Here is a 17,725-nt window from a genome sequence, read left to right as displayed (position 1 = left end):
AATGACCATCACTTCAGCCCTCGTTTTATACGCCGTGCTTTGGTTCATGACCTTTTTGATGGTGATCCCGATTCGCCTGAAAACGCAGGGCGATATGGGCGAAGTTGTGCCGGGTACACATGCCAGTAGTCCAGAGCATCACTACCTGAAAACCAAAGCCTGGATCACCACGGGCGCTGCCGCGGTGATGTGGGTGATTTTGTACTGGATTATCACGTCCGAAGTTATCACGGTGCGTGACATTGACTGGTTTAACGTGATGGGGCCTGCCGAGGTGATGGCTCCAGTTGATGGTACAGATGGGTAAAGGTCGCTGCGCCTAAGATCGGGATCACCAGGTTCAGAAGTGGCACGACCAGCGGCATTGCCATAAGCGTGCCGGCAAGCCAAATGGTGCCGATGTGTTTCTTGCGCAGCTTCTTGGCTTCGGCTCTTCCGACACGCCGCATGGCAACAAGTTGGAAGTATTCCCGTCCCAGCAGGAATCCGTTTAGGCCCCAAAAGATGAACAGTGAAAATGGTGGGAAGATTGCATATAACACCAACGCAAAGATGTTGGCGGCGATCAGCAACCCTAGAAAGTTCACGCTGTCTTTGAGCCCTTCAGAAAAAGACACGCTGGGAACATCGGGCAATTCTGGATAGTGTTTGTCTTCCACTGCATCTGCCACTTCGTCCAGAAACAGCGAGGTGATGGCGGAGGCCACAGGCACCATTAAGAAGATCGACAAAACGATCATCAAGAAGAGGGAGGCGAAGGTGAACAGATCGCCCACCCAAGAGACGTTGCCCAAAAGCTCCTGCACCGTTTGACCGGCGCCAATCCAGTTCAAGAACATCAGGAAAGCGGTGTAGACCGCGATCAAAAGCACAAAGGTCAGACCAATGCCTTTGAAGAGGACCCGGCGAAAGCGCGGGTCCCCAATTTGTGACAGGGTTTTACCAAAAGATGTGATTGCTAGGCTGACAGCCATGTGACCTTGGTCTCCATGTTGGGGCGGGGGCGCTCGGGCGGCGCGACTTTTTCGGTGCCAATATGAATGAAGCCTGCGACACGTTCGCGTGGGGTGAGGTCGAGGCCTTTTTCGACAAAGCCACGATCATGGCTGGCCCAGCCGGAGAGCCAGTTTGCCCCCCAACCTGCGGCCAGCGCCGCGTTTAACAGTTGCAAGCAGACACAGGCAGCAGAGTAGGTCTGTTCGATTTCCGGCACCTTTTCGCTGATCACCGGGGCTTCGATCACAGCGACCGCAAGATCGGCGCGGTCAAATTGGTCGTGCGCCTTGGTGATCTTGTCGGCATCCATGCCAAGTGCGTCGCCGCGTTCTTGTGCGAGTGTTGCGAGTTTGGTCAGTGCGGCGCCTTCCAGCACGATCAGGCGCCAGGGTTCGAGTTTGCCATGATCGGGGCTGCGCAGCGCAGCCTCCAATAACGGCTCCAGTTCCGCGCGAGTGGGCGCGGGGCCGATCAGGGTTTTGGCGGGACGTGAGCGGCGGCTCAGCAGGAAATCCAGCGCGGCTTGGTTTGGGTGAGGCATAAATTCTTCCCTCAGGAGTTGATTGGGTATGTTGGCGTGGCGCGGAGTAGTTTCAACCGGGCTGGCTGGCGAAAATATCAGCCATCTCATCCACCAGCGTGGCAAAGAAGGCTTCGACGCGGGCATTGGGCTGGCGAAGTGTGAGGGAGGCGGCCATAGGGTCTTCGGCTGTGATGTCTGATCCAGAGAGTTCTTCGATCACAGCGTGGCCGCAAAATGGCACGTAGGCTTCGGAATAGCCGCCTTCGTGCACAAGCAGCAGTTTGCCGTCACAAAGGCTGTCTGCGGCGGTCATGACTTGTTTGGTCATCTGGCGGAATGTGTCGGCAGTGGCCAGCATTCTGGACAGGGGGTCAAACGCGCCTGCGTCAAAGCCACAAGCAACGATGATCACATCTGGTTTGAAGTCATGCAGGGCTGGCAGGACAATTTTGTCCATCGCGTGGAGGTATGTGTTGTGCCCCGCACCGGGTGGGAGCGGGATATTGATGTTGGTGCCCAGACCAGCATCCTTGCCGCGGTCAGCGACGTCGCCGGTATCCAGCGGGTAATTGTGTTCTTGATGGAGAGAGAGGGTGAGCACGTCGTCGCGATCGTAGTAGATCGCCTCGGTGCCGTTGCCGTGATGTACGTCCCAATCCAAAACAGCGACACGTTTTGCCAACCCTTGGGCTTGCACCTCTTCGATGGCCACGGCGATGTTGGCCAGTAGGCAGAAGCCGTTTGGCCAGTCCGGTAGGCAATGGTGGCCGGGAGGGCGGGACAAGGCATAGGCGTTTTGCAGATCACCTGAGGTGACCGCGCGCAGGGCTTCGGTGGCGATACCGGCAGAAAGCGCCGCTATTTCGTATCCCCCTTTGCCAAACGGGGTGCGTAGGCCAATTTCACCACCACCCGCATCTGAGACTTCTTTGAATTTGGCTAGGAAGTCAGCCGGATGCACACGCTTGAGCATGGTGTCGGTTGCGGGAGCGGCGCTCCGCACGTCTAGGTCCGCTGTGAGGCCGGTGACATCCATGAGGTTCTTGAGGCGGCGTTTGGTTTCCGGGCTTTCCGGCAGACCACCAGCGGCCAGAGGTTGTACCAGATCTCCAACCGGCAGGGTCAGGGCGTAGTTGCCGCCCGCATGCCAAAAGCATTTTTCGTCAAAAAAGAACCCGGTTGCCATGTGGTAAATCTCCCTCATCTCATGCGAGGGCTACCCTATGCGGGGCAGTTGTGAAATGTAAATCGCTGTGACTGACGTGGGGCCAAGGCAATGACCAATGATCTATCAGACTTGGCCTGTGAGGGCGCTGAGATTGCGGTGCGCGTGACGCCCAAAGCCTCGCGCAATAGGGTGGTGCGGGACGGTGAGGTTCTGCGTGTTTATGTGACGGTGGTGCCAGAAAATGGGAAAGCCAACGCCGCAGTACAAAAGCTGTTGGCCAAGGCGTTGGGGCTTGCCAAATCGCGCCTGTCTTTGATCCGCGGGACAACATCGCGGGACAAAGTGTTTCGGGTCGACTAACTGTGGCCTAGTCTGATTTGCGCTTAAGCATGTAGACGCCTTCCGGCAAATCCAGCGCGGCGGTCAGGTCTTGGACCTGCGTGTTGGACAGGGTGATCTTTTGTACTGTGTCAGTCCGGGGATCATATTGCTCAATGGTGATGCAATCCTCAAACATGTTGATAACGACGTCTTCGCCAAGGGGGGCGGTGCCTTCGTCGACCAGTGTCACAACGGTGGCGTCAAATTCGTGCTCGATGCTGAACATGTTCCCAGCGTAACGCATAGGGGAGGGGGCGCAAGCATTTCCCTCTGGTCTCTGGGGGTTTAGGTGATAAATTTACACCTGTGTCACAGAATTGGGCACCTGTGGGAGGGATGTCATGCGCCAAAGAATGCCAGTGAAAGCCAGCTTTGTGGGCCTTGCGGTGGCTGCCGTTTTGAGCGGATGTGTGTCGACTACCTCCAGTCCGACGCCGCAACAAGCTGTGCAACAGAAGCCCGCGCCACAGATTTCCACTGGGCAGGCTGCATCGCGGTTGGCCCCAGTGAAAGCCCGTATGGAAGCTGTTGTGGAGCGTGAGTGTAAGGCGCGGACTGCTCCGGGCACCAATTGTGACTACAAGATTTATGTGGACCCCAAAGAGACCAAGGTTGCCAACGCTTATCAAACGCTGGACAAAAACGGCCGTCCGTTGATCATCTTCACCGCGCCTTTGGTGGCGGAGACGCGCAACAGCCATGAGTTGGCCTTTGTCATGGGGCATGAGGCGGCGCATCATATCAAAGGCCATATTTCGCGCAGTCAGGGTAATGCAATGGCCGGAGCCGCATTGGGTGCGATCCTGGTGGCGGCGGCTGGAGGGGATGCCAACGCGGTGGAAGCGGCGATGGATTTGGGGGCAGGGGTTGGGGCGCGCAGTTTCTCCAAGAACCACGAGCTGGAGGCCGATCAGCTGGGCACAATCCTGACCAAAAAATCCGGCTATGATCCGCTGATTGGGGTGAACTTCTTTGAGCGCACGCCGGATCCGGGCAACCAGTTCCTGGGCACACACCCGCCCAATGCGTCGCGCGTGGCGATTGTGAAACAAACGGCGGCAGGGCTGTAGGCGCGTGTTGCAGCTGACCAATGTGGTCACCGATCGGGGCAGTAAGTATGCTGTGTCCGGCGGCAAGGTGACCAGCCGCAAAGAAGCGGATGCGTTTCTCAAAGAGCTTAAGCGCAGTAAGAAATTTGCCAAGGCAACCCACAACACTTGGGCTGTTTTGATGGATGACGGCACACCGTTAAAAAGTGACGACGGCGAGAGTGGCGCGGGGTTGGTGATTCTGCGGATGTTAGAACGCGAAGAGCTCAAAGATCATATCGTGGTTGTAACCCGTTGGTATGGCGGCACAAAGCTGGGTGGAGATCGGTTCCGTCGGGTGCAAGATTGCGTACGGGCATACCTTGAGGCGCTGACCTAAGCGCGATCAAATTCATCTCGAAATGGCGATTGATGCAGGTCAAAGGGGGATTGCGCCTCTGCTGATAGACTGTGTCGGTCAGCCATTGGAGATGCGCCTATGACCCCTGTTTCAGATCGGACTGCCCAGCTGCGCCACCATGCGGCGCTTTTGGATGAGACTGCGAGTCGTTTGGGGATGGATTTGCAGGAAGCGGCCATTCGCGGCGCGCTTAAGTTTGACGAGATTTCCGACGCGGTTCTGCGCTGCACCACATGCAGCCAGCCTGAGGATTGTGCGCAGAGGCTTCAGGCAGGCGGGGCGGTTGTGGCCACGCCGCATTATTGCCGCAACACCACACTGCTGAAACGCCTGCAAGGTGATCAATAGGTCACCGTCACGGTGGCAGGAAGGTGAGAGATGAAACCGCTGGGGGATCGTACAGATCACTATTGGCTGGCGCAGCGCATGGCGCAGTTGACCCAGACCGATTTGGTGGCGGCGATGACGCGGGCGCAGCTCTCACAAGAAGATTGGGCCGAGATGGTGGAGAACTGTCGCGGCTGTGACTGGGAAGCCGGATGTGACCGTTATCTGACGGCGCATGAACGCGATGCGCTTACCGAAGAGCGGGCGCCGGCGCCCTGTGTGAACAAAGACCGTTTTAAGCGGCTCAAAGATGCGTTGGAGGCGCAGGGGTGATGGGAAACGTACAGCCATTGGGAGACCCGGTGACACATTTTTGGTTGACCCGCAGCATGGCGCGGGTGCTGGGAGTGTCATTGAGCGAAGCGATGCTGGACCAGAGATTGAGCGCGGAAGACTACGCCGCCATGGTCACGCGCTGTCGCATGTGTCCGCACACCGAGGCCTGCCAGAGCTTTCTGGGGCAGCAGGCGGGGGCGAAAAAAGACGCACCAGACTTCTGCTGTCATGCGGAGTTGTTTGAGAAATTGGCGGCGGGCTGACCCCGCGCGTCACAACAGGAAAAGGAGCCAGCGATGTTTGAGAAAATGAGCCAGCACACCGATTTGGTCACAGGCATGTCCAAACGCGTTGGCGTGGATTGGGAGGAAGTGATTATGGCCAACCCGGAGAAAGCTAAAGAGTACCGCAGTGCGGTGATGCAATGCACCAAATGCAAAGAGCTGGGGGCCTGTCAGAAGTTTCAGGAACTCAACGACAGCGCGGCCAATGCGCCGGACTACTGCATGAACGTGGAGCTGTTCAAAGAAATGCAGCAGGGCTGAACGCCCCTATACGAAGGCCATTACAGGCCTTCGACCACCACCGCCTTGCCGGTGGAGCAACTTTGCCGCAGGGCTTTTAGCGGGGCGTAATCCGGTGAATTAAACAGCGCGCGGGCGCTGTCCATATCGGGAAATTCAAACAACACGATGCGATTGGGGGACCAGTCGCCTTCGAGCACCTCATGGGCGCCGCCGCGCACGAGGTATGTCCCGCCCATTTTCTCGACCAGCGGTTTCACCTGCGCCATGAATTGGCCGTAGGGTTCTGGATCGTGGATGTCGACGTCGTAGATCAGATAAGCAGGCATGGTGGGTCTCCCTGTTTCGGGGAGCGTAGCAGATGCATTTGAATGTGTCTCTCTTGGGCCAAATCGTTGATTTGGCCAGCGCCCTGGGCTCCGCCTGCTTGCGGCCGAAAGGATCCCCCGGATCTTTTCCAAGCCGCCGCTCGCTCCCCACGGGAGGGCGCTTTCAGCCCCCACCCAGGGTCAGGCGCTGGGTTGGTTTGAAATCAATGGATTAGTAAGGAGACGCTGCTGAAATCCAATACTAGATGTCCCTCCATTCTCATCGTAGTGATCCATCAAGTTTTCATAAGTATGGTCCCAGCACCGCGCTGTTGGACCAGTTCCGAAGTTATCAATCGGTAGTGAAATCTTTGAAGTATCTAGTTCGGTCGCTGGTAATTTACCTGTTCGTGCGAAATCAAAAACGTGGCTAACCAGCGCTTTGATTTCAAGCCAGTCGACTGCTCGATAAGCAACAGACTGGTAGTTATCTTCCGGTGGGTCGGCATATAAATCGCTGTTCAACAAATGACGGTTTAGTCGTGCTTGAGCGATCTGAAAATGCGAGATAATTAGAGACAGCCAGCGTGCAGTGTCTGCGTCTGCATGTTTGATGCATTCAGTTAGAGATTTTAGTTCGTTTGATGAAAGCTCCAACTCGGAGAGCAGACGGAGGGCCATTTTCTCGTTCCGCCTCTCTTCAAGCTGGTTGTCTGAAATCTCAAACGCATTGGAACACTTTTGGTACAGCGACGAAAGGACAGGCGGAAGTGCTGCTCGGGCGGCAAGAAGTGATTTTTCGTTTTCTTCCTCCGCAAGGCGATTTTGATTGTCTATGTTTGCCAGAACGCCGGCTAGTGCTAATCCAGAACCAAGAAGTGCGACCAAGGCTCCAATACCGAAAGTCCCATATTTGACGTAGTTTTCTGAAAGCGGCGCCTCGATCAGCAACATGAAACAGATGCCGAAGCATGCGCCACAAAACGCCCCAATACTTATGTTTTTGAGATTGGGTAGAAACGTTCGAAACATGGTGACCTCAGCCTAACTTACCCCACAAATCATACTCCCCGGCCTCATCCACTTCCACAGACACGATGTCGCCAACGGTCAACCCTTCCGTGCCTTCGTCAATGAACAGGTTGCCGTCGATCTCTGGCGCGTCGGCTTTGGTGCGGCAGGTGGCGATGCCGTCTTCATCGATGTCGTCGACGATCACATCTAGGGTCTGACCCACTTTTGCGGCGAGTTTGGCCTCGGAAATGGCCTGTGCCTTCTCCATAAACCGCTCCCAGCGCTCTTGTTTGACCTCGGCAGGCACATGGTCTGGCAGCTCGTTAGAGCGCGCGCCGTCGACGTTTTCGTACTGGAAGCAGCCCACACGGTCGAGTTGGGCTTCGTCCATCCAGTCCAAGAGGTGCTGGAATTCAGCTTCGGTTTCGCCAGGGTAGCCGACAATGAAGGTGGAGCGCAGGGTGATGTCTGGGCAGATCTCGCGCCAGGCGGCGATCTCGGTCAGGGTTTTGGAGGTGTGCGCCGGGCGGGCCATGCGTTTGAGCGTGTCCGGGTGGCTGTGTTGGAACGGGATGTCCAGATAGGGCAGGATCAGTCCGTCCGCCATCAGGGGGATCAGCTCACGCACATGGGGGTAGGGGTAGACGTAGTGCAGGCGCACCCAGGCGTCAAATTGGCCAAGTTCGCGGGCCAGATCGGTGATGTGGCTGCGCACTTCGCGGTCTTTCCAAGGGTGGGTGCTGTATTTGCGGTCGAGCCCATAAGCGGAGGTGTCTTGTGAAATCACCAGCAGTTCGCGCACGCCGCTTTCCACCAGTTTTTCTGCCTCTCGCAGGATGGCATGTACGGGGCGCGACGCCAGCTTGCCACGCATGTCCGGGATGATGCAGAACTTGCACTTGTGGTTGCACCCCTCTGAAATCTTTAGATAACTGTAGTGACGCGGGGTGAGCGACACGTTTTTGGCTGGCAGCAGATCAATAAAAGGATCGGGGCTGGGTGGCACGGCGCCATGTACGGCATCGAGCACCTGCTCGTATTGATGTGGTCCAGTTACGGCGAGCACTTTGGGATGCGCGCCGGTGATGTACTCAGGCTCTGCGCCAAGGCAGCCGGTCACAATCACTTTGCCGTTTTCCTGAATGGCCTCACCAATTGCCTGAAGACTCTCGGCCTTGGCGGAGTCCAGAAAGCCGCAGGTGTTCACAATCACGGCGTCGGCGCCAGAGTAGTCCGGCGAGATGCCATAGCCTTCGGCCCGCAGACGGGTGAGGATGCGCTCGCTGTCGACCAAGGCTTTGGGACAGCCAAGGGAAACCATGCCGATGGTCGGCTGGCCGGGGCGCGCGTCCCCTGTGAGGGTGGTGCGGGCGAGGTCGGGGCGGAGTTCTGGCGGGTTGCTGGACATGGGGCGCATATAGGGCAGTGCGCGCGGTTTGGCAAAGGGGAAGGGGCTTTGATGCATTGCGTGTGTGTTCTTGGGCGCTTAGGCTCTGGTTGGGCAGTAAAGGAGGTCTCCGATGAAGGTGATCCGGGGATTGGTGGCAGCGGTTTTGATTTTGGCAATTGGCGCGGTGGTGCTGATTGTGGCGTTGCCGGGTGAGAAAATTGCAAAATTGGCGGCGGATCAGGTCAAAGCGATGACCGGTCGAGAGCTGACGTTTGAGGGCAAGGTTGGCATCAGCTGGTATCCGGTGTTGGGGGTGACCACGGAGAAGGTCAGTTTTGGCAATGCGGCGTGGTCCGAGCGTGGTCCGATGTTCACGGCAGACAAAGCGGTGATTGGCGTAGACGTGATGGCGGCGATTGGTGGCAATATTCGGGTCAAAAATGTCGAGCTAGTGGCGCCGGATGTGTTGCTGGAGAAAACTGCGGATGGTCGGGTGAACTGGGATTTGAGTGCGGGGGGTGTTTCAACTGGCGCGCAGTCGTCCGGAGCACCATCCAGCGGTGAGGCCACGCCAGAACCTGCGCCTACGGCTGAGACAGGCTTGGAAAACTTTGCGTTGGAACGCTTGGTGATCAGAGATGCGCAGGTGCGCTACATCGAGCATGGCGCGGCGCGGCAGGAGCTGTCAGGTGTGTCGCTGCAGATGGCTTGGCCCGGAGTGGACAAGGCTGCGGATCTCACGGTCAAGGTGAGCCCGTTTGGTGCTCCGCTGACAGTTGATGCAACGATTGCGGCGCCGTTGGAGATGATGGCAGGCGGCGTGTCTCCAGTGGAGCTGGCCTTGCAGGCCGGCGGTGGCACAGCCACCTTCAGTGGTCGGGCCGGGATTGCGCCGGAGGCGAGCGGCAAGCTGAATGTGACAGCACCGGATGCGGCGGTGTTTTTGGCGGCGCTGGGTGCCGGCGGTTTGGAGGGACCTCTGGCAGTGGCTGGCGATGTGACATTGACCCGCACTGGCGTGGTGTCCGTGCGCGGCGGGCAGGTGTCGGCCATGGGCAATGACCTGTCCGTGCAGGCGGACGTAAATTTAAACGGCCCGCGTCCGAAAGTGGCGGCGCAGGTGGCCACGCAGACGTTGCGGTTTGTATCGGAGGATGGTGAAGGCGGCGGCGCGGCAAATGACAATGCCGCCCCGGTTGGCTGGTCCAAAGCCCCAATTGATGCGAGCGCATTGGCGTTGGTGGATGGCACTATCAGTTTTGCTGCAGAGGCGATGGATTTGAATGGCATCACCTTTGGCAAGACCCGTGCGACGGTTGAAATTGACCGCGCGCGTGCGGTGGCGACGCTTCAGGAAATGCAAGCCTATGAAGGTGCCGTGTCCGGCACGTTTGTGGCCAACAACCGCAGCGGCTTTTCCGTGCGCGGGGATTTGAAGGTGGCGCAGATCGCGCTGCAGCCGTTTTTGGCCGCCACGGCGGATTTGGATCGTTTCACAGGCAAGGCGGATTTTGAGAGCCGTTTTTTGAGTTCCGGAGCGTCGCTGGACGCGTTGATGAACAATATGAGCGGGGACGGCCGTGTTGAGGTCGGGCGTGGCACCATTGAAGGCATGGATCTGGACAAGCTGTTGCGCGGAGATGTGACCGGGGGCACAACGGTGTTCAACAGCATGGTCGCAACTTGGACAATTGCCGATGGGGTTCTAACCAACAACGATCTGTTGATGAGCCTGTCCAGGCTCGCGGCGACGGGAAAAGGCACCGTGGGTTTGGGGCTGCGTACCATCGATTATGTGTTTTCGCCGCAGCTGCGTGGGCCAGATGGGCCGAGCCTGATAGTGCCGGTGAAAATCACCGGAAGCTGGAGCAATCCCAGCATTGTGCCGGATTTGGAAAAAGCGTTGAAGCGTAGCTTTGATAAGGAAATCAAAGCGGCTGAAGACGAAGCGAAACAGAAGTTGGAGAAGGAGTTGGGGCTGGAGAAGCAGGAGGGTCAGTCCACCGAGGATGCGATCAAAGACAAGCTGGAGAAAGAGGCATTGCGCGGATTGCAGAACTTGCTGGGCGGCAATTGAGTGTGTCGGTCAAACGGAGCGCTCCACATCTCAACACTTTGATCTTGTTGACCGCGATGTCGGTTCTTTCACTCAACATGTTTCTGCCGTCGCTGTCGGCGATTGCGGAGGATTTTGGTGTCGACTACGCCGTGGCCAACCTGTCGATGGGGGCTTTTTTGGCGGTGACTGCTGTGCTGCAGATCATCATTGGACCCTTGTCAGATCGTTACGGTCGCAGGCCAATTATGTTGCTGGGGTTGGCGGGCTTTGCGATTGGATCCGTCGGCTGTTTTCTGGCGCAAGACATTGTCGGGTTTCTGGCCTTTCGGTTGTTGCAGGCTACGGGGGTGGTCGGCATCGCCCTAAGCCGAGCCGTGGTTCGCGACATGCATGGGCCACGGGAAGCCGCCAGCATGCTTGGCTATATATCCATGGTGATGGCCATTGCCCCTATGACTGGTCCAACCATTGGAGGCCTTTTGCACGAAGCTTTTGGTTGGCGTTCCAATTTTGCGGCCTATGCGTTGGTTGGTCTTGGGATATTGGTTCTTACTTGGCGTGACCTTGGCGAAACCAACAGAAACCGGGCCGCCACAATGGGGGAGCAGTTTGCTACTTATCCGGAGCTGCTCAAGTCTCGTCGGTTCTGGGGGTATACCTTGTGTAGCAGCCTCTCGGTTGGGGCGTTTTACATCTATATCACCGGCATTGTGTTGATTGGGGTTTCGGTTTTTGGGCTACGTCCCACCATGGTTGGTATGACTGTTGGTGCCATTGCCATTGGGTTTTCGTTGGGGTCCTTCTTGTCAGGTCGTCTGGCCAAGAGGCGGCCGCTTTGGCAGTTGATGATAGGCGGACGAATTGTCGGGTTTGTGGGGTTGTGCGCTGGGCTTGCAATTGTGCTTGCTGGGTTTGTGCATCCAATTCCCTATGTTGGGGCCGTCATTTTTGTCGGTATGGGCAATGGGCTGACATTGCCGTCGACAAATAGTGGCGCCATGTCAGTGCGTCCCAAATTGGCTGGCAGCGCCTCAGGGCTATCTGGCGCGATGAGTGTTGCAACGGGGGCAGGGTTGACCAGCCTCACCGGGGCGGTTCTTTCCCCCGAAAACGGGGCTGTGTTGATGATGTCGATGATGTTGGCTGTGGTGGCTGCTTCGTTGCTGTGCGCGCTGTATGTGCGCTGGCTGGATGTTGTGGAGCCGCTGGCAGAGGAAGCGGGTTGACGGCGCAGGCTCGACCGTGCCATCACTTGCGCCATGACCAAGAGCAACATCTTTTTTGGCACGTATTATACCCTGACCACATAGTGGCGGGGTCTTTGGCATCTTCATCCGCTGCGTTTGACGGGGATGAAGAGACAGAAAACTTCCAAGACATATAATCCCGGCAAACGTGGCCTCACAAACGAGGTCCGCTATGGGACAGGCACAACAAACAGAAAAACAGACCACCATTGGTTTGGTGGGTTTCGGCGGCTTTGGCCGGTTGATTGCGCAGGAGCTTTGGGCCGGGTGCCCAGTGCGAATTTGTGATCCAAGCTACACGCGGGCTTGCCTGCCGGATGGGCGGCGGGTGCCCATGGAGGGCCTCGCCGAAGTGGCGCAATGCGACATCGTAATCCTGGCAGTTCCAGTGGCGCGGATGGCGCATGTGTGCCGGGTTCTTGCACCACACTTGCGGCCGGGCACATTGGTGCTGGATGTGGGTTCGGTGAAGGTTGCACCGATGCGGGACATGCGAGCGCTGCTGCCGCTGCATGTGGAGATTTTGGGTACACATCCGCTGTTTGGTCCGCAAAGCGCCAAAGACGGCGTGGCAGGCCGCAAGATAGCCCTGTGTCCGGAGCGCGGGGAGCGGTGGCGTAAGGTGGCTGTGTTTTTGAAAGCGCGCGGGCTTGAAGTCATTGTGACCACGGCTGAAGAGCATGACCGTGAGCTCGCAATGGTGCAGGGGCTGACCCATCTGATTGGTAAGGTGCTGACAGATTTGGAACCATTGCCGGAACGGATGACCACCGCGAGTTTTGACCTGCTGCGCGAAGCCGTGGGCATGGTGCAGGACGATCCACCCACGGTGTTGCACGCGATTGAGGTGGCCAATCCCTATGCTGCTGAGGTGCGGGAGGCGTTTTTTGCGCGGGCCAGTGAGTTGCAGGCGCAGTTTGCGCCGCAGCGTATCGTCAGCGATGTGGCGTGATTGATCTAGGGTGCGTCATTGGCGCAGTTTGTTAGATGATGGCATAGCCCGCTGTTGCCAGCATCGCGCAAGCGACGCCAATCAGGAAGGCGCTGACGTTCACGCGGGCGCGGGGCGGCAGTTTGAGGCGGATCGACAAAATGATGATGATCCCGCCAACCACGGCTGTGGCGATGGATTGATAGAAGTGACCTTTGTCGATGTGGTTGCCCAGAACGCAGCCCAAATACATGGAGACCATAAAGAGTGGTGCCATCCATCGGGAGAAAGCGTGCGCGTACTCGCGATACAGGAAGCTGTTTACGCCAAAAAGGTGCACTGAGAAGACAAACACTGCCACTGCGTAAGCGACCGTGAGATTGCTTTGAAAGTGGGTGATCGTGATGCCGATGAGTACGTTGTAGGTCGAAAAAGAGATCGCGTTGAGGGTGATTGCGGTACGTGCGGGTTTGTTGTCCTGAGGTTTGAAATCAACCAGGTAATAGATCAAAAACCCGATCATCAAAAAAGCGTAGAGTTGGTGTTCGAAAAGGACGCCGAGGTCGGGGAATTGCGCCCCAACCTTGAGGGTCATGACGGCAATTTTGGGTAACAGGTAGAGAAAGGCATAACCGAGCCCGATGCCAGAACTGAAATCCAGGAGCCAGCGGGATATTTTGGGGAAGCGTTTGATAAAGGGCGTGGTGCCGATGTGCGTGAAGGAAATCAGCAAGACAGCCAAGACTTCGCGCCAGGTGATGTCGCCATAAAGGGTCGCGGTCATGGTGCCAGACTCCGTGTCGTGTCCGTACCATTAGACACATCTTAGCAGGGGGCACTCAAGCAAAAAGCCCCGCACAGGGCGAGGCTTTCAAATTGTCTAACGCATCGTGTAGCGCGATTACCGTTTGCGGTCGCGGCGGGCGCTCATTGGCTGGAAAGCCACGCCAACATGGGCCTCGCAGTACGGTTTGCCAGCTTGTACAGGCAGACCACAGAACCAAAATTCGTCCGTTGCTGGGTCACCCACAGGCCATTTACAGGTGCGTTCTGTCAATTCCATCAGCGACAGCTTCTTGGCGGTCTTCTCGACTTCGTTGACCTTGGCCAAAGCTTCCGGGCTGATTTCATTTGCAGAGGGCTGCGGTGGCAGCGGCTGACCGGCGGGAATGATTTGCTTGCGCAGCGATTGTGCCGTGCGCGGCGCGACAGCCGGCTCGGTTTTTGGCTCGGGTTTGGGTTCAGCTTTGGGCGCGGCCTTAACTTTGGGCGGAGCCTTGGGCTTGGCCGCCGCCTTAGGCTTGGCGTCTGCTTTGGGTTTGGCGTCCGCCTTGGCGCCGCCGGTGGCGCGATTGGACAGACCCAGACGGTGCACCTTGCCAATCACCGCATTTCGGGTCACCCCGCCCAGCTCTTTGGCAATCTGGCTGGCCGATTGGCCCTCGCCCCACATTTTTTTCAACAGCTCTACGCGCTCGTCGGTCCAGGACATCCGTCACTTCCTCAGCTAAAAAGCGGCCTCAACAAAGGCCGCCTCTGCATTTCTTGGTCAGGCACCTATTCTAATCACCCCAGCCCGAGTTACAAGGCGAAGAATCACTCCAGCGCGCGGCAATTGCTGGACTGGGGAGGTAAAACCACAGCGACTTGGGGGAAATGGCAACGATGGCACAGGATCAGGCAGCAGAAATGGGTGTGCGGCGCTTTGGCCGGGTGAATTGGCTGGGGCTTGCTACACTGGCCAAACGCGAGGTTTTGCGGTTTTTGACAGTGTGGACCCAGACACTTTTGGCGCCACTGGTTACTGCCGGGTTGTTTCTGTTGATTTTTTCCATCGCCATTGGACCCAGCAGTGGTGCGGTGATGGGGGTGCCGTTTCTGACGTTTCTGATACCGGGCATCATGATGATGACGGTGATCCAGAACGCCTTTGCCAATACATCGTCCTCCATCGTGATTACCAAAGTGCAAGGCAACATTGTGGACACGTTGATGCCGCCACTGTCACCGATGGAATTGGTGTTGGGCTATCTTGCCGGAGCCGTTGTGCGGGGGCTTTGTGTGGCGGTTGCGATCGCTATCGCGTTGGCTTTGGTCTTGGGGCAGGGTGTGGCGCATCCCATCTGGGCTTTGACGTTTGTGTTGTTGGGCGGCGCGATGATGGGGGCTGTGGGTATTGTGGCTGGGATTTTTGCCAATAAATTTGATCAGATGGCCGCGATTACCAATTTCATTGTCACACCATTGGCTTTTTTGTCAGGCACATTTTATTCAGTTGATGCGCTGCCCGCGAGCCTGCAAAACTTCACGCGCGTCAATCCTATCTTCTACCTGATTGATGGCACCCGCTACGGCATGATTGGCGTGTCTGATGGTGAGCCGATATTGGGGTTTGTTGTTGTTGCGTCAGTGACCTCGGCGCTTATCGCCGTGGCCTATGCCATGTTCAGAACGGGCTATCGGCTTAAGAGCTGATCAGCTTGCTTTGTTGTCACAAAATGCCGTTTTAGAATGCGATAAGTTGGGCAAGGCCCCATTGCAGAGCTTAGCGCCAGAACGCCACCCATTCGATCAGCTCAAAGAACTTCTTGGCAAACAAGAGGAATGTCGCGCTATCGTTGAACACCACGTCGATCCCCAATAGCACCGCAAGAAACAAAAACAGAAAAATGGCAATTTGATTGGTCATGACGCACTGCGCCCCCGGATGTGTCGTGGTCGGACCAGATATGCCCGACCCCATCCGAGGGCGCAAGTTGTTGTGACTTGTAAGGTGGTTAGATGCGGCCCATCAATCCGGCAACATCTGCCATACGGGCGGAAAAGCCCCACTCGTTGTCATACCATGCCAATACACGCACCAGACGCTTGCCCAGCACTTTGGTTTGATCTGCGGCAAAGGTGGCGCTTTGTGTGGTGTGGTTGAAATCCACAGAGACCAGGGGCAGGTCGTTGTAGCCCAGCACGCCTTTCATCTCACCAGCGGCCGCTTCGGCCATCACGGCGTTCACGTCATCGATGGTCACGTCTTTGGAGGCGGTGAAGGTCAGGTCCACAGCGGAGACGTTTGGGGTAGGTACGCGGATTGCGGACCCATCAAGCTTGCCTTTGAGTTCCGGCAACACCTCACCCAACGCTTTGGCAGCACCGGTGGAAGTTGGGATCATCGACATGCCGGCTGCGCGAGCACGGTACAGGTCACTGTGACGTCGGTCCAACGTTGGCTGGTCGCCGGTGTAGGCGTGGATCGTGGTCATGATGCCTTCTTCGATGCCAAACGCGTTGTTTAGAACCTTGGCCACCGGCGCGAGACAGTTGGTGGTGCAAGAGCCATTGGAGATCATGTTGTCGTTGGCTTCGAGCTGTGCGTCGTTCACACCAAACACGATGGTTTTCTGCACGTTTTTCGCCGGGGCAGAGATCAGTACTTTCTTGGCGCCACGCTCGAGGTGTTTCTTGGCCTTCTCACCGTCATTGAAGTTGCCGGTGCATTCCAGAACGACATCAACGCCGCTCCAATCCAGCTCATCCATGTCGTAGGTGGAATACATGCGCATCGGGCCTTGACCCACATCCATGGTGCCGTTGCCAGCGATCACTTCGTTGCGGAAGCGGCCATGCACAGAGTCGTAGCGGATCAGATGCGCAGCGGTGTCCAGCGGGCCAGTGGCGTTGATTTTGACAACGCGGACGTCTTCGCGTGCTTCTTCGGCGATGTGCATGAGGGTCGAACGGCCAATGCGGCCAAATCCGTTGATGCCGACGGTAACAGTCATGAAGAGCTCCTGTCCTGCTCTGAACGGTGGAAATATGGTCTTCGCTATAGAGCGGGAGAGATGTTTTAGAAAGGTGAAAACCCGATAAAAAATAGGATGTTAGCGTTAAACTGTTGCGGTGTCGCTATCGGTTCCGCTGCCGGTATCGCTAACGGCTGGAGTTTGAGTGGTGAGTGGGGTATTTCTTGCCAGCCTTACTCCAGCAGGGCGTGACAAAAGCATGATTTGGGGGAGTGAGGAGAAGACATGGGGAATCATCAAGATGCGAAAAGCTAAAGCCATTCAGCGGCAGGATGTCGATTGTGCAGTTGCGCCGGAGCACACATGTAGCGCTGCAGTAATTCGGTTTGTCTTTGTCGTTCTGGCGAGCTTCTGCCTGATCGGTGGAATGTCTGAAAGTCAGGCGCAACAGTCCAAGGGCACGATGGAATTTGATATTCACCGCGACGGCAGCCAGCTGCATTTGGGCGGTGCCTATCAACTGCCCAAGAAAGTGGTGTCCTTGCGAGCAGGCGTTCTATATCCGCGGACCGGCTTACCGCGTTTGGATGAAAACCTGACATTTGGTCGGTTTGGGATCGCATGGGGGGCGACCGACCGCTTGCAATTGTCAGTAGGCGGCAACGCGCACTTGCACGGGCCGGGTACAATAACAAACAAGTATTTCGGTAAAACCACTTTGATGAGTTACTCGGTGGGCGCCAAATTTAAGTTGGTTGACCGTCCTCGTTTGAAGATTGGTTTCGCAGGCACGTTGGACCGGTTGAAGTGGGTTGAGCGGCAAGCCAAGAAGATTATTGGCGTGAAATTTGTTCCAGCAGGTTCGGCGCATATTCCGATCACCTGGTCCGCCACATCTGATTTGGATCTGCACGTGGCCCCCGGGATTTCGGTGATGCCCAGCTATATCGATGCAAAAATTGGCGCGGGGACAATCGTCGGCGCCAACCTCGGGTTTACCTATGTGCCGTCCCCTTTGTTTTCGCTTTACGGGAGTTATAACGTGCCGATCAGCGGAACCAACGCCATTTCCCTAAAGGGGAACTTTGAAAAGGTCGCGATCTGGACGCTTGGCGGTCGGACCAATCTCGGTAAAGGGTGGGCGTTGGATTTGGTTGCGACAAATGGGTTTGGTGGGTCGGCGGCGACGCGCATCATTTCCTACTTTCCCGGGAGTAATGCCACTGTGGTGGGCGTTGGAGTGAGCAAAACCTTCAACTAGCACAAAGCTGCCATGTAGCGGATTTACGTCATTTCAAAACGGGTGGCGTAACCTGCATGGTTTTTGGCGCGATC

At 56.8% G+C, this 17,725-nt stretch carries 24 protein-coding genes; 13 read left to right on the top strand and 11 right to left on the bottom strand.

Translation table 11 applies throughout. The features are described from left to right. Position 1 precedes the first annotated feature (1 nt). Positions 2-307 carry a DUF1467 family protein gene (locus tag QOL67_RS08040; protein ID WP_283425440.1) on the top strand — a complete coding sequence of 102 codons (306 nt, stop codon included), beginning with the start codon at positions 2-4 and terminating at the stop codon, positions 305-307. Here QOL67_RS08040 and QOL67_RS08035 read toward each other — a convergent pair. The 3 genes from QOL67_RS08035 to QOL67_RS08025 are packed head-to-tail and all read right to left on the bottom strand — an operon-like array spanning position 252 to position 2,705. Then, on the bottom strand, positions 252-974 hold the full coding sequence (locus tag QOL67_RS08035; protein WP_283425439.1) for an EI24 domain-containing protein: 723 nt from the start codon (positions 972-974) through the stop codon (positions 252-254). The genes QOL67_RS08040 and QOL67_RS08035 overlap by 56 nt on opposite strands. Beyond that, positions 959-1,537, bottom strand: coding sequence for a nitroreductase family protein (locus QOL67_RS08030; protein WP_283425438.1), 579 nt, complete (start codon positions 1,535-1,537; stop codon positions 959-961). The genes QOL67_RS08035 and QOL67_RS08030 overlap by 16 nt, the downstream gene beginning before the upstream one ends. Before the next feature lie 52 nt (positions 1,538-1,589). Then, positions 1,590-2,705, bottom strand: coding sequence for a class II histone deacetylase (locus QOL67_RS08025; RefSeq protein WP_283425437.1), 1,116 nt, complete (start codon positions 2,703-2,705; stop codon positions 1,590-1,592). A 90-nt stretch (positions 2,706-2,795) separates the two neighbouring features. On the opposite strand from QOL67_RS08025, the gene QOL67_RS08020 reads away from it, so the two are divergent. Then, positions 2,796-3,047: a DUF167 domain-containing protein gene (locus QOL67_RS08020; RefSeq protein ID WP_283425436.1), complete on the top strand. Its 252-nt coding sequence runs from the start codon at positions 2,796-2,798 to the stop codon at positions 3,045-3,047. A gap of 7 nt (positions 3,048-3,054) precedes the next feature. Here QOL67_RS08020 and QOL67_RS08015 read toward each other — a convergent pair whose 3' ends face one another. Next, positions 3,055-3,294 carry a hypothetical protein gene (locus tag QOL67_RS08015; protein ID WP_283425435.1) on the bottom strand — a complete coding sequence of 80 codons (240 nt, stop codon included), beginning with the start codon at positions 3,292-3,294 and terminating at the stop codon, positions 3,055-3,057. 115 nt (positions 3,295-3,409) lie between these two features. Here QOL67_RS08015 and QOL67_RS08010 point away from each other — a divergent pair, with 115 nt between their 5' ends. From QOL67_RS08010 to QOL67_RS07985, 6 genes are all read left to right on the top strand, one after another. Then, a complete protein-coding gene (locus QOL67_RS08010) occupies positions 3,410-4,138 on the top strand; it encodes a M48 family metallopeptidase (protein WP_283425434.1) in 729 nt (242 codons plus the stop codon). Positions 4,139-4,142: 4 nt separating this feature from the next. Next, positions 4,143-4,496: a YigZ family protein gene (locus QOL67_RS08005; RefSeq protein ID WP_283425433.1), complete on the top strand. Its 354-nt coding sequence runs from the start codon at positions 4,143-4,145 to the stop codon at positions 4,494-4,496. Between the two features lie 99 nt (positions 4,497-4,595). Beyond that, positions 4,596-4,865, top strand: coding sequence for a DUF6455 family protein (locus tag QOL67_RS08000; protein WP_283425432.1), 270 nt, complete (start codon positions 4,596-4,598; stop codon positions 4,863-4,865). A 30-nt stretch (positions 4,866-4,895) separates the two neighbouring features. Further along, positions 4,896-5,177, top strand: coding sequence for a DUF6455 family protein (locus QOL67_RS07995; RefSeq protein ID WP_283425431.1), 282 nt, complete (start codon positions 4,896-4,898; stop codon positions 5,175-5,177). Further along, on the top strand, positions 5,177-5,443 hold the full coding sequence (locus tag QOL67_RS07990) for a DUF6455 family protein (RefSeq protein ID WP_346770602.1): 267 nt from the start codon (positions 5,177-5,179) through the stop codon (positions 5,441-5,443). Before QOL67_RS07995 ends, QOL67_RS07990 begins: the two co-directional genes overlap by 1 nt. Before the next feature lie 33 nt (positions 5,444-5,476). Continuing rightward, complete coding sequence (locus tag QOL67_RS07985) at positions 5,477-5,725, top strand: DUF6455 family protein (RefSeq protein ID WP_283425429.1); 249 nt, start codon at positions 5,477-5,479, stop codon at positions 5,723-5,725. A gap of 20 nt (positions 5,726-5,745) precedes the next feature. On the opposite strand, the gene QOL67_RS07980 is transcribed toward QOL67_RS07985, so the two are convergent. From QOL67_RS07980 to rimO, 3 genes are all read right to left on the bottom strand, one after another. After that, positions 5,746-6,033: a DUF1330 domain-containing protein gene (locus QOL67_RS07980; protein ID WP_283425428.1), complete on the bottom strand. Its 288-nt coding sequence runs from the start codon at positions 6,031-6,033 to the stop codon at positions 5,746-5,748. A 180-nt stretch (positions 6,034-6,213) separates the two neighbouring features. Beyond that, positions 6,214-6,966, bottom strand: a complete 753-nt coding sequence (locus QOL67_RS07975) for a hypothetical protein (protein ID WP_283425427.1) — start codon at positions 6,964-6,966, stop codon at positions 6,214-6,216. A gap of 85 nt (positions 6,967-7,051) precedes the next feature. Then, complete coding sequence (rimO, locus tag QOL67_RS07970) at positions 7,052-8,434, bottom strand: 30S ribosomal protein S12 methylthiotransferase RimO (protein WP_283425476.1); 1,383 nt, start codon at positions 8,432-8,434, stop codon at positions 7,052-7,054. Positions 8,435-8,546: 112 nt separating this feature from the next. Between rimO and QOL67_RS07965 the strand changes: the two genes are divergently transcribed. The 3 genes from QOL67_RS07965 (at position 8,547) to QOL67_RS07955 (ending at position 12,674) form a co-directional block, all read left to right on the top strand. Further along, entirely contained in the window at positions 8,547-10,493 is a 1,947-nt protein-coding gene (locus QOL67_RS07965; RefSeq protein WP_283425426.1) for an AsmA family protein, read from the top strand. A 2-nt stretch (positions 10,494-10,495) separates the two neighbouring features. After that, positions 10,496-11,701: a multidrug effflux MFS transporter gene (locus QOL67_RS07960; RefSeq protein WP_283425425.1), complete on the top strand. Its 1,206-nt coding sequence runs from the start codon at positions 10,496-10,498 to the stop codon at positions 11,699-11,701. 193 nt (positions 11,702-11,894) lie between these two features. Further along, positions 11,895-12,674 (top strand): prephenate dehydrogenase, encoded by a 780-nt coding sequence (locus QOL67_RS07955; RefSeq protein ID WP_283425424.1) that lies wholly within the window; start codon positions 11,895-11,897, stop codon positions 12,672-12,674. Positions 12,675-12,705: 31 nt separating this feature from the next. Here the strand turns inward: QOL67_RS07955 and QOL67_RS07950 are convergent, their stop codons facing one another. Beyond that, positions 12,706-13,437 carry a hypothetical protein gene (locus QOL67_RS07950; protein WP_283425423.1) on the bottom strand — a complete coding sequence of 244 codons (732 nt, stop codon included), beginning with the start codon at positions 13,435-13,437 and terminating at the stop codon, positions 12,706-12,708. 117 nt (positions 13,438-13,554) lie between these two features. Then, positions 13,555-14,145 carry a GcrA family cell cycle regulator gene (locus tag QOL67_RS07945; protein ID WP_283425422.1) on the bottom strand — a complete coding sequence of 197 codons (591 nt, stop codon included), beginning with the start codon at positions 14,143-14,145 and terminating at the stop codon, positions 13,555-13,557. 173 nt (positions 14,146-14,318) lie between these two features. Here QOL67_RS07945 and QOL67_RS07940 point away from each other — a divergent pair, with 173 nt between their 5' ends. Beyond that, a complete protein-coding gene (locus QOL67_RS07940) occupies positions 14,319-15,128 on the top strand; it encodes an ABC transporter permease (protein WP_283425421.1) in 810 nt (269 codons plus the stop codon). A 70-nt stretch (positions 15,129-15,198) separates the two neighbouring features. On the opposite strand, the gene QOL67_RS07935 is transcribed toward QOL67_RS07940, so the two are convergent. Together QOL67_RS07935 and gap are read right to left on the bottom strand one after the other, a co-directional pair. Continuing rightward, positions 15,199-15,342: a hypothetical protein gene (locus QOL67_RS07935; RefSeq protein ID WP_283425420.1), complete on the bottom strand. Its 144-nt coding sequence runs from the start codon at positions 15,340-15,342 to the stop codon at positions 15,199-15,201. An 88-nt stretch (positions 15,343-15,430) separates the two neighbouring features. Beyond that, positions 15,431-16,429 (bottom strand): type I glyceraldehyde-3-phosphate dehydrogenase, encoded by a 999-nt coding sequence (gap, locus tag QOL67_RS07930; protein WP_283425419.1) that lies wholly within the window; start codon positions 16,427-16,429, stop codon positions 15,431-15,433. 262 nt (positions 16,430-16,691) lie between these two features. On the opposite strand from gap, the gene QOL67_RS07925 reads away from it, so the two are divergent. Beyond that, a complete protein-coding gene (locus QOL67_RS07925) occupies positions 16,692-17,651 on the top strand; it encodes a hypothetical protein (RefSeq protein ID WP_283425418.1) in 960 nt (319 codons plus the stop codon). Positions 17,652-17,725 lie beyond the last annotated feature (74 nt).

The organism is Shimia sagamensis (genome assembly GCF_900182745.1).
Lineage (GTDB): Bacteria > Pseudomonadota > Alphaproteobacteria > Rhodobacterales > Rhodobacteraceae > Shimia > Shimia sagamensis.
Note: the sequence above shows the minus strand (reverse complement) of the source record. Positions and strands in the feature narration are given on the sequence as shown.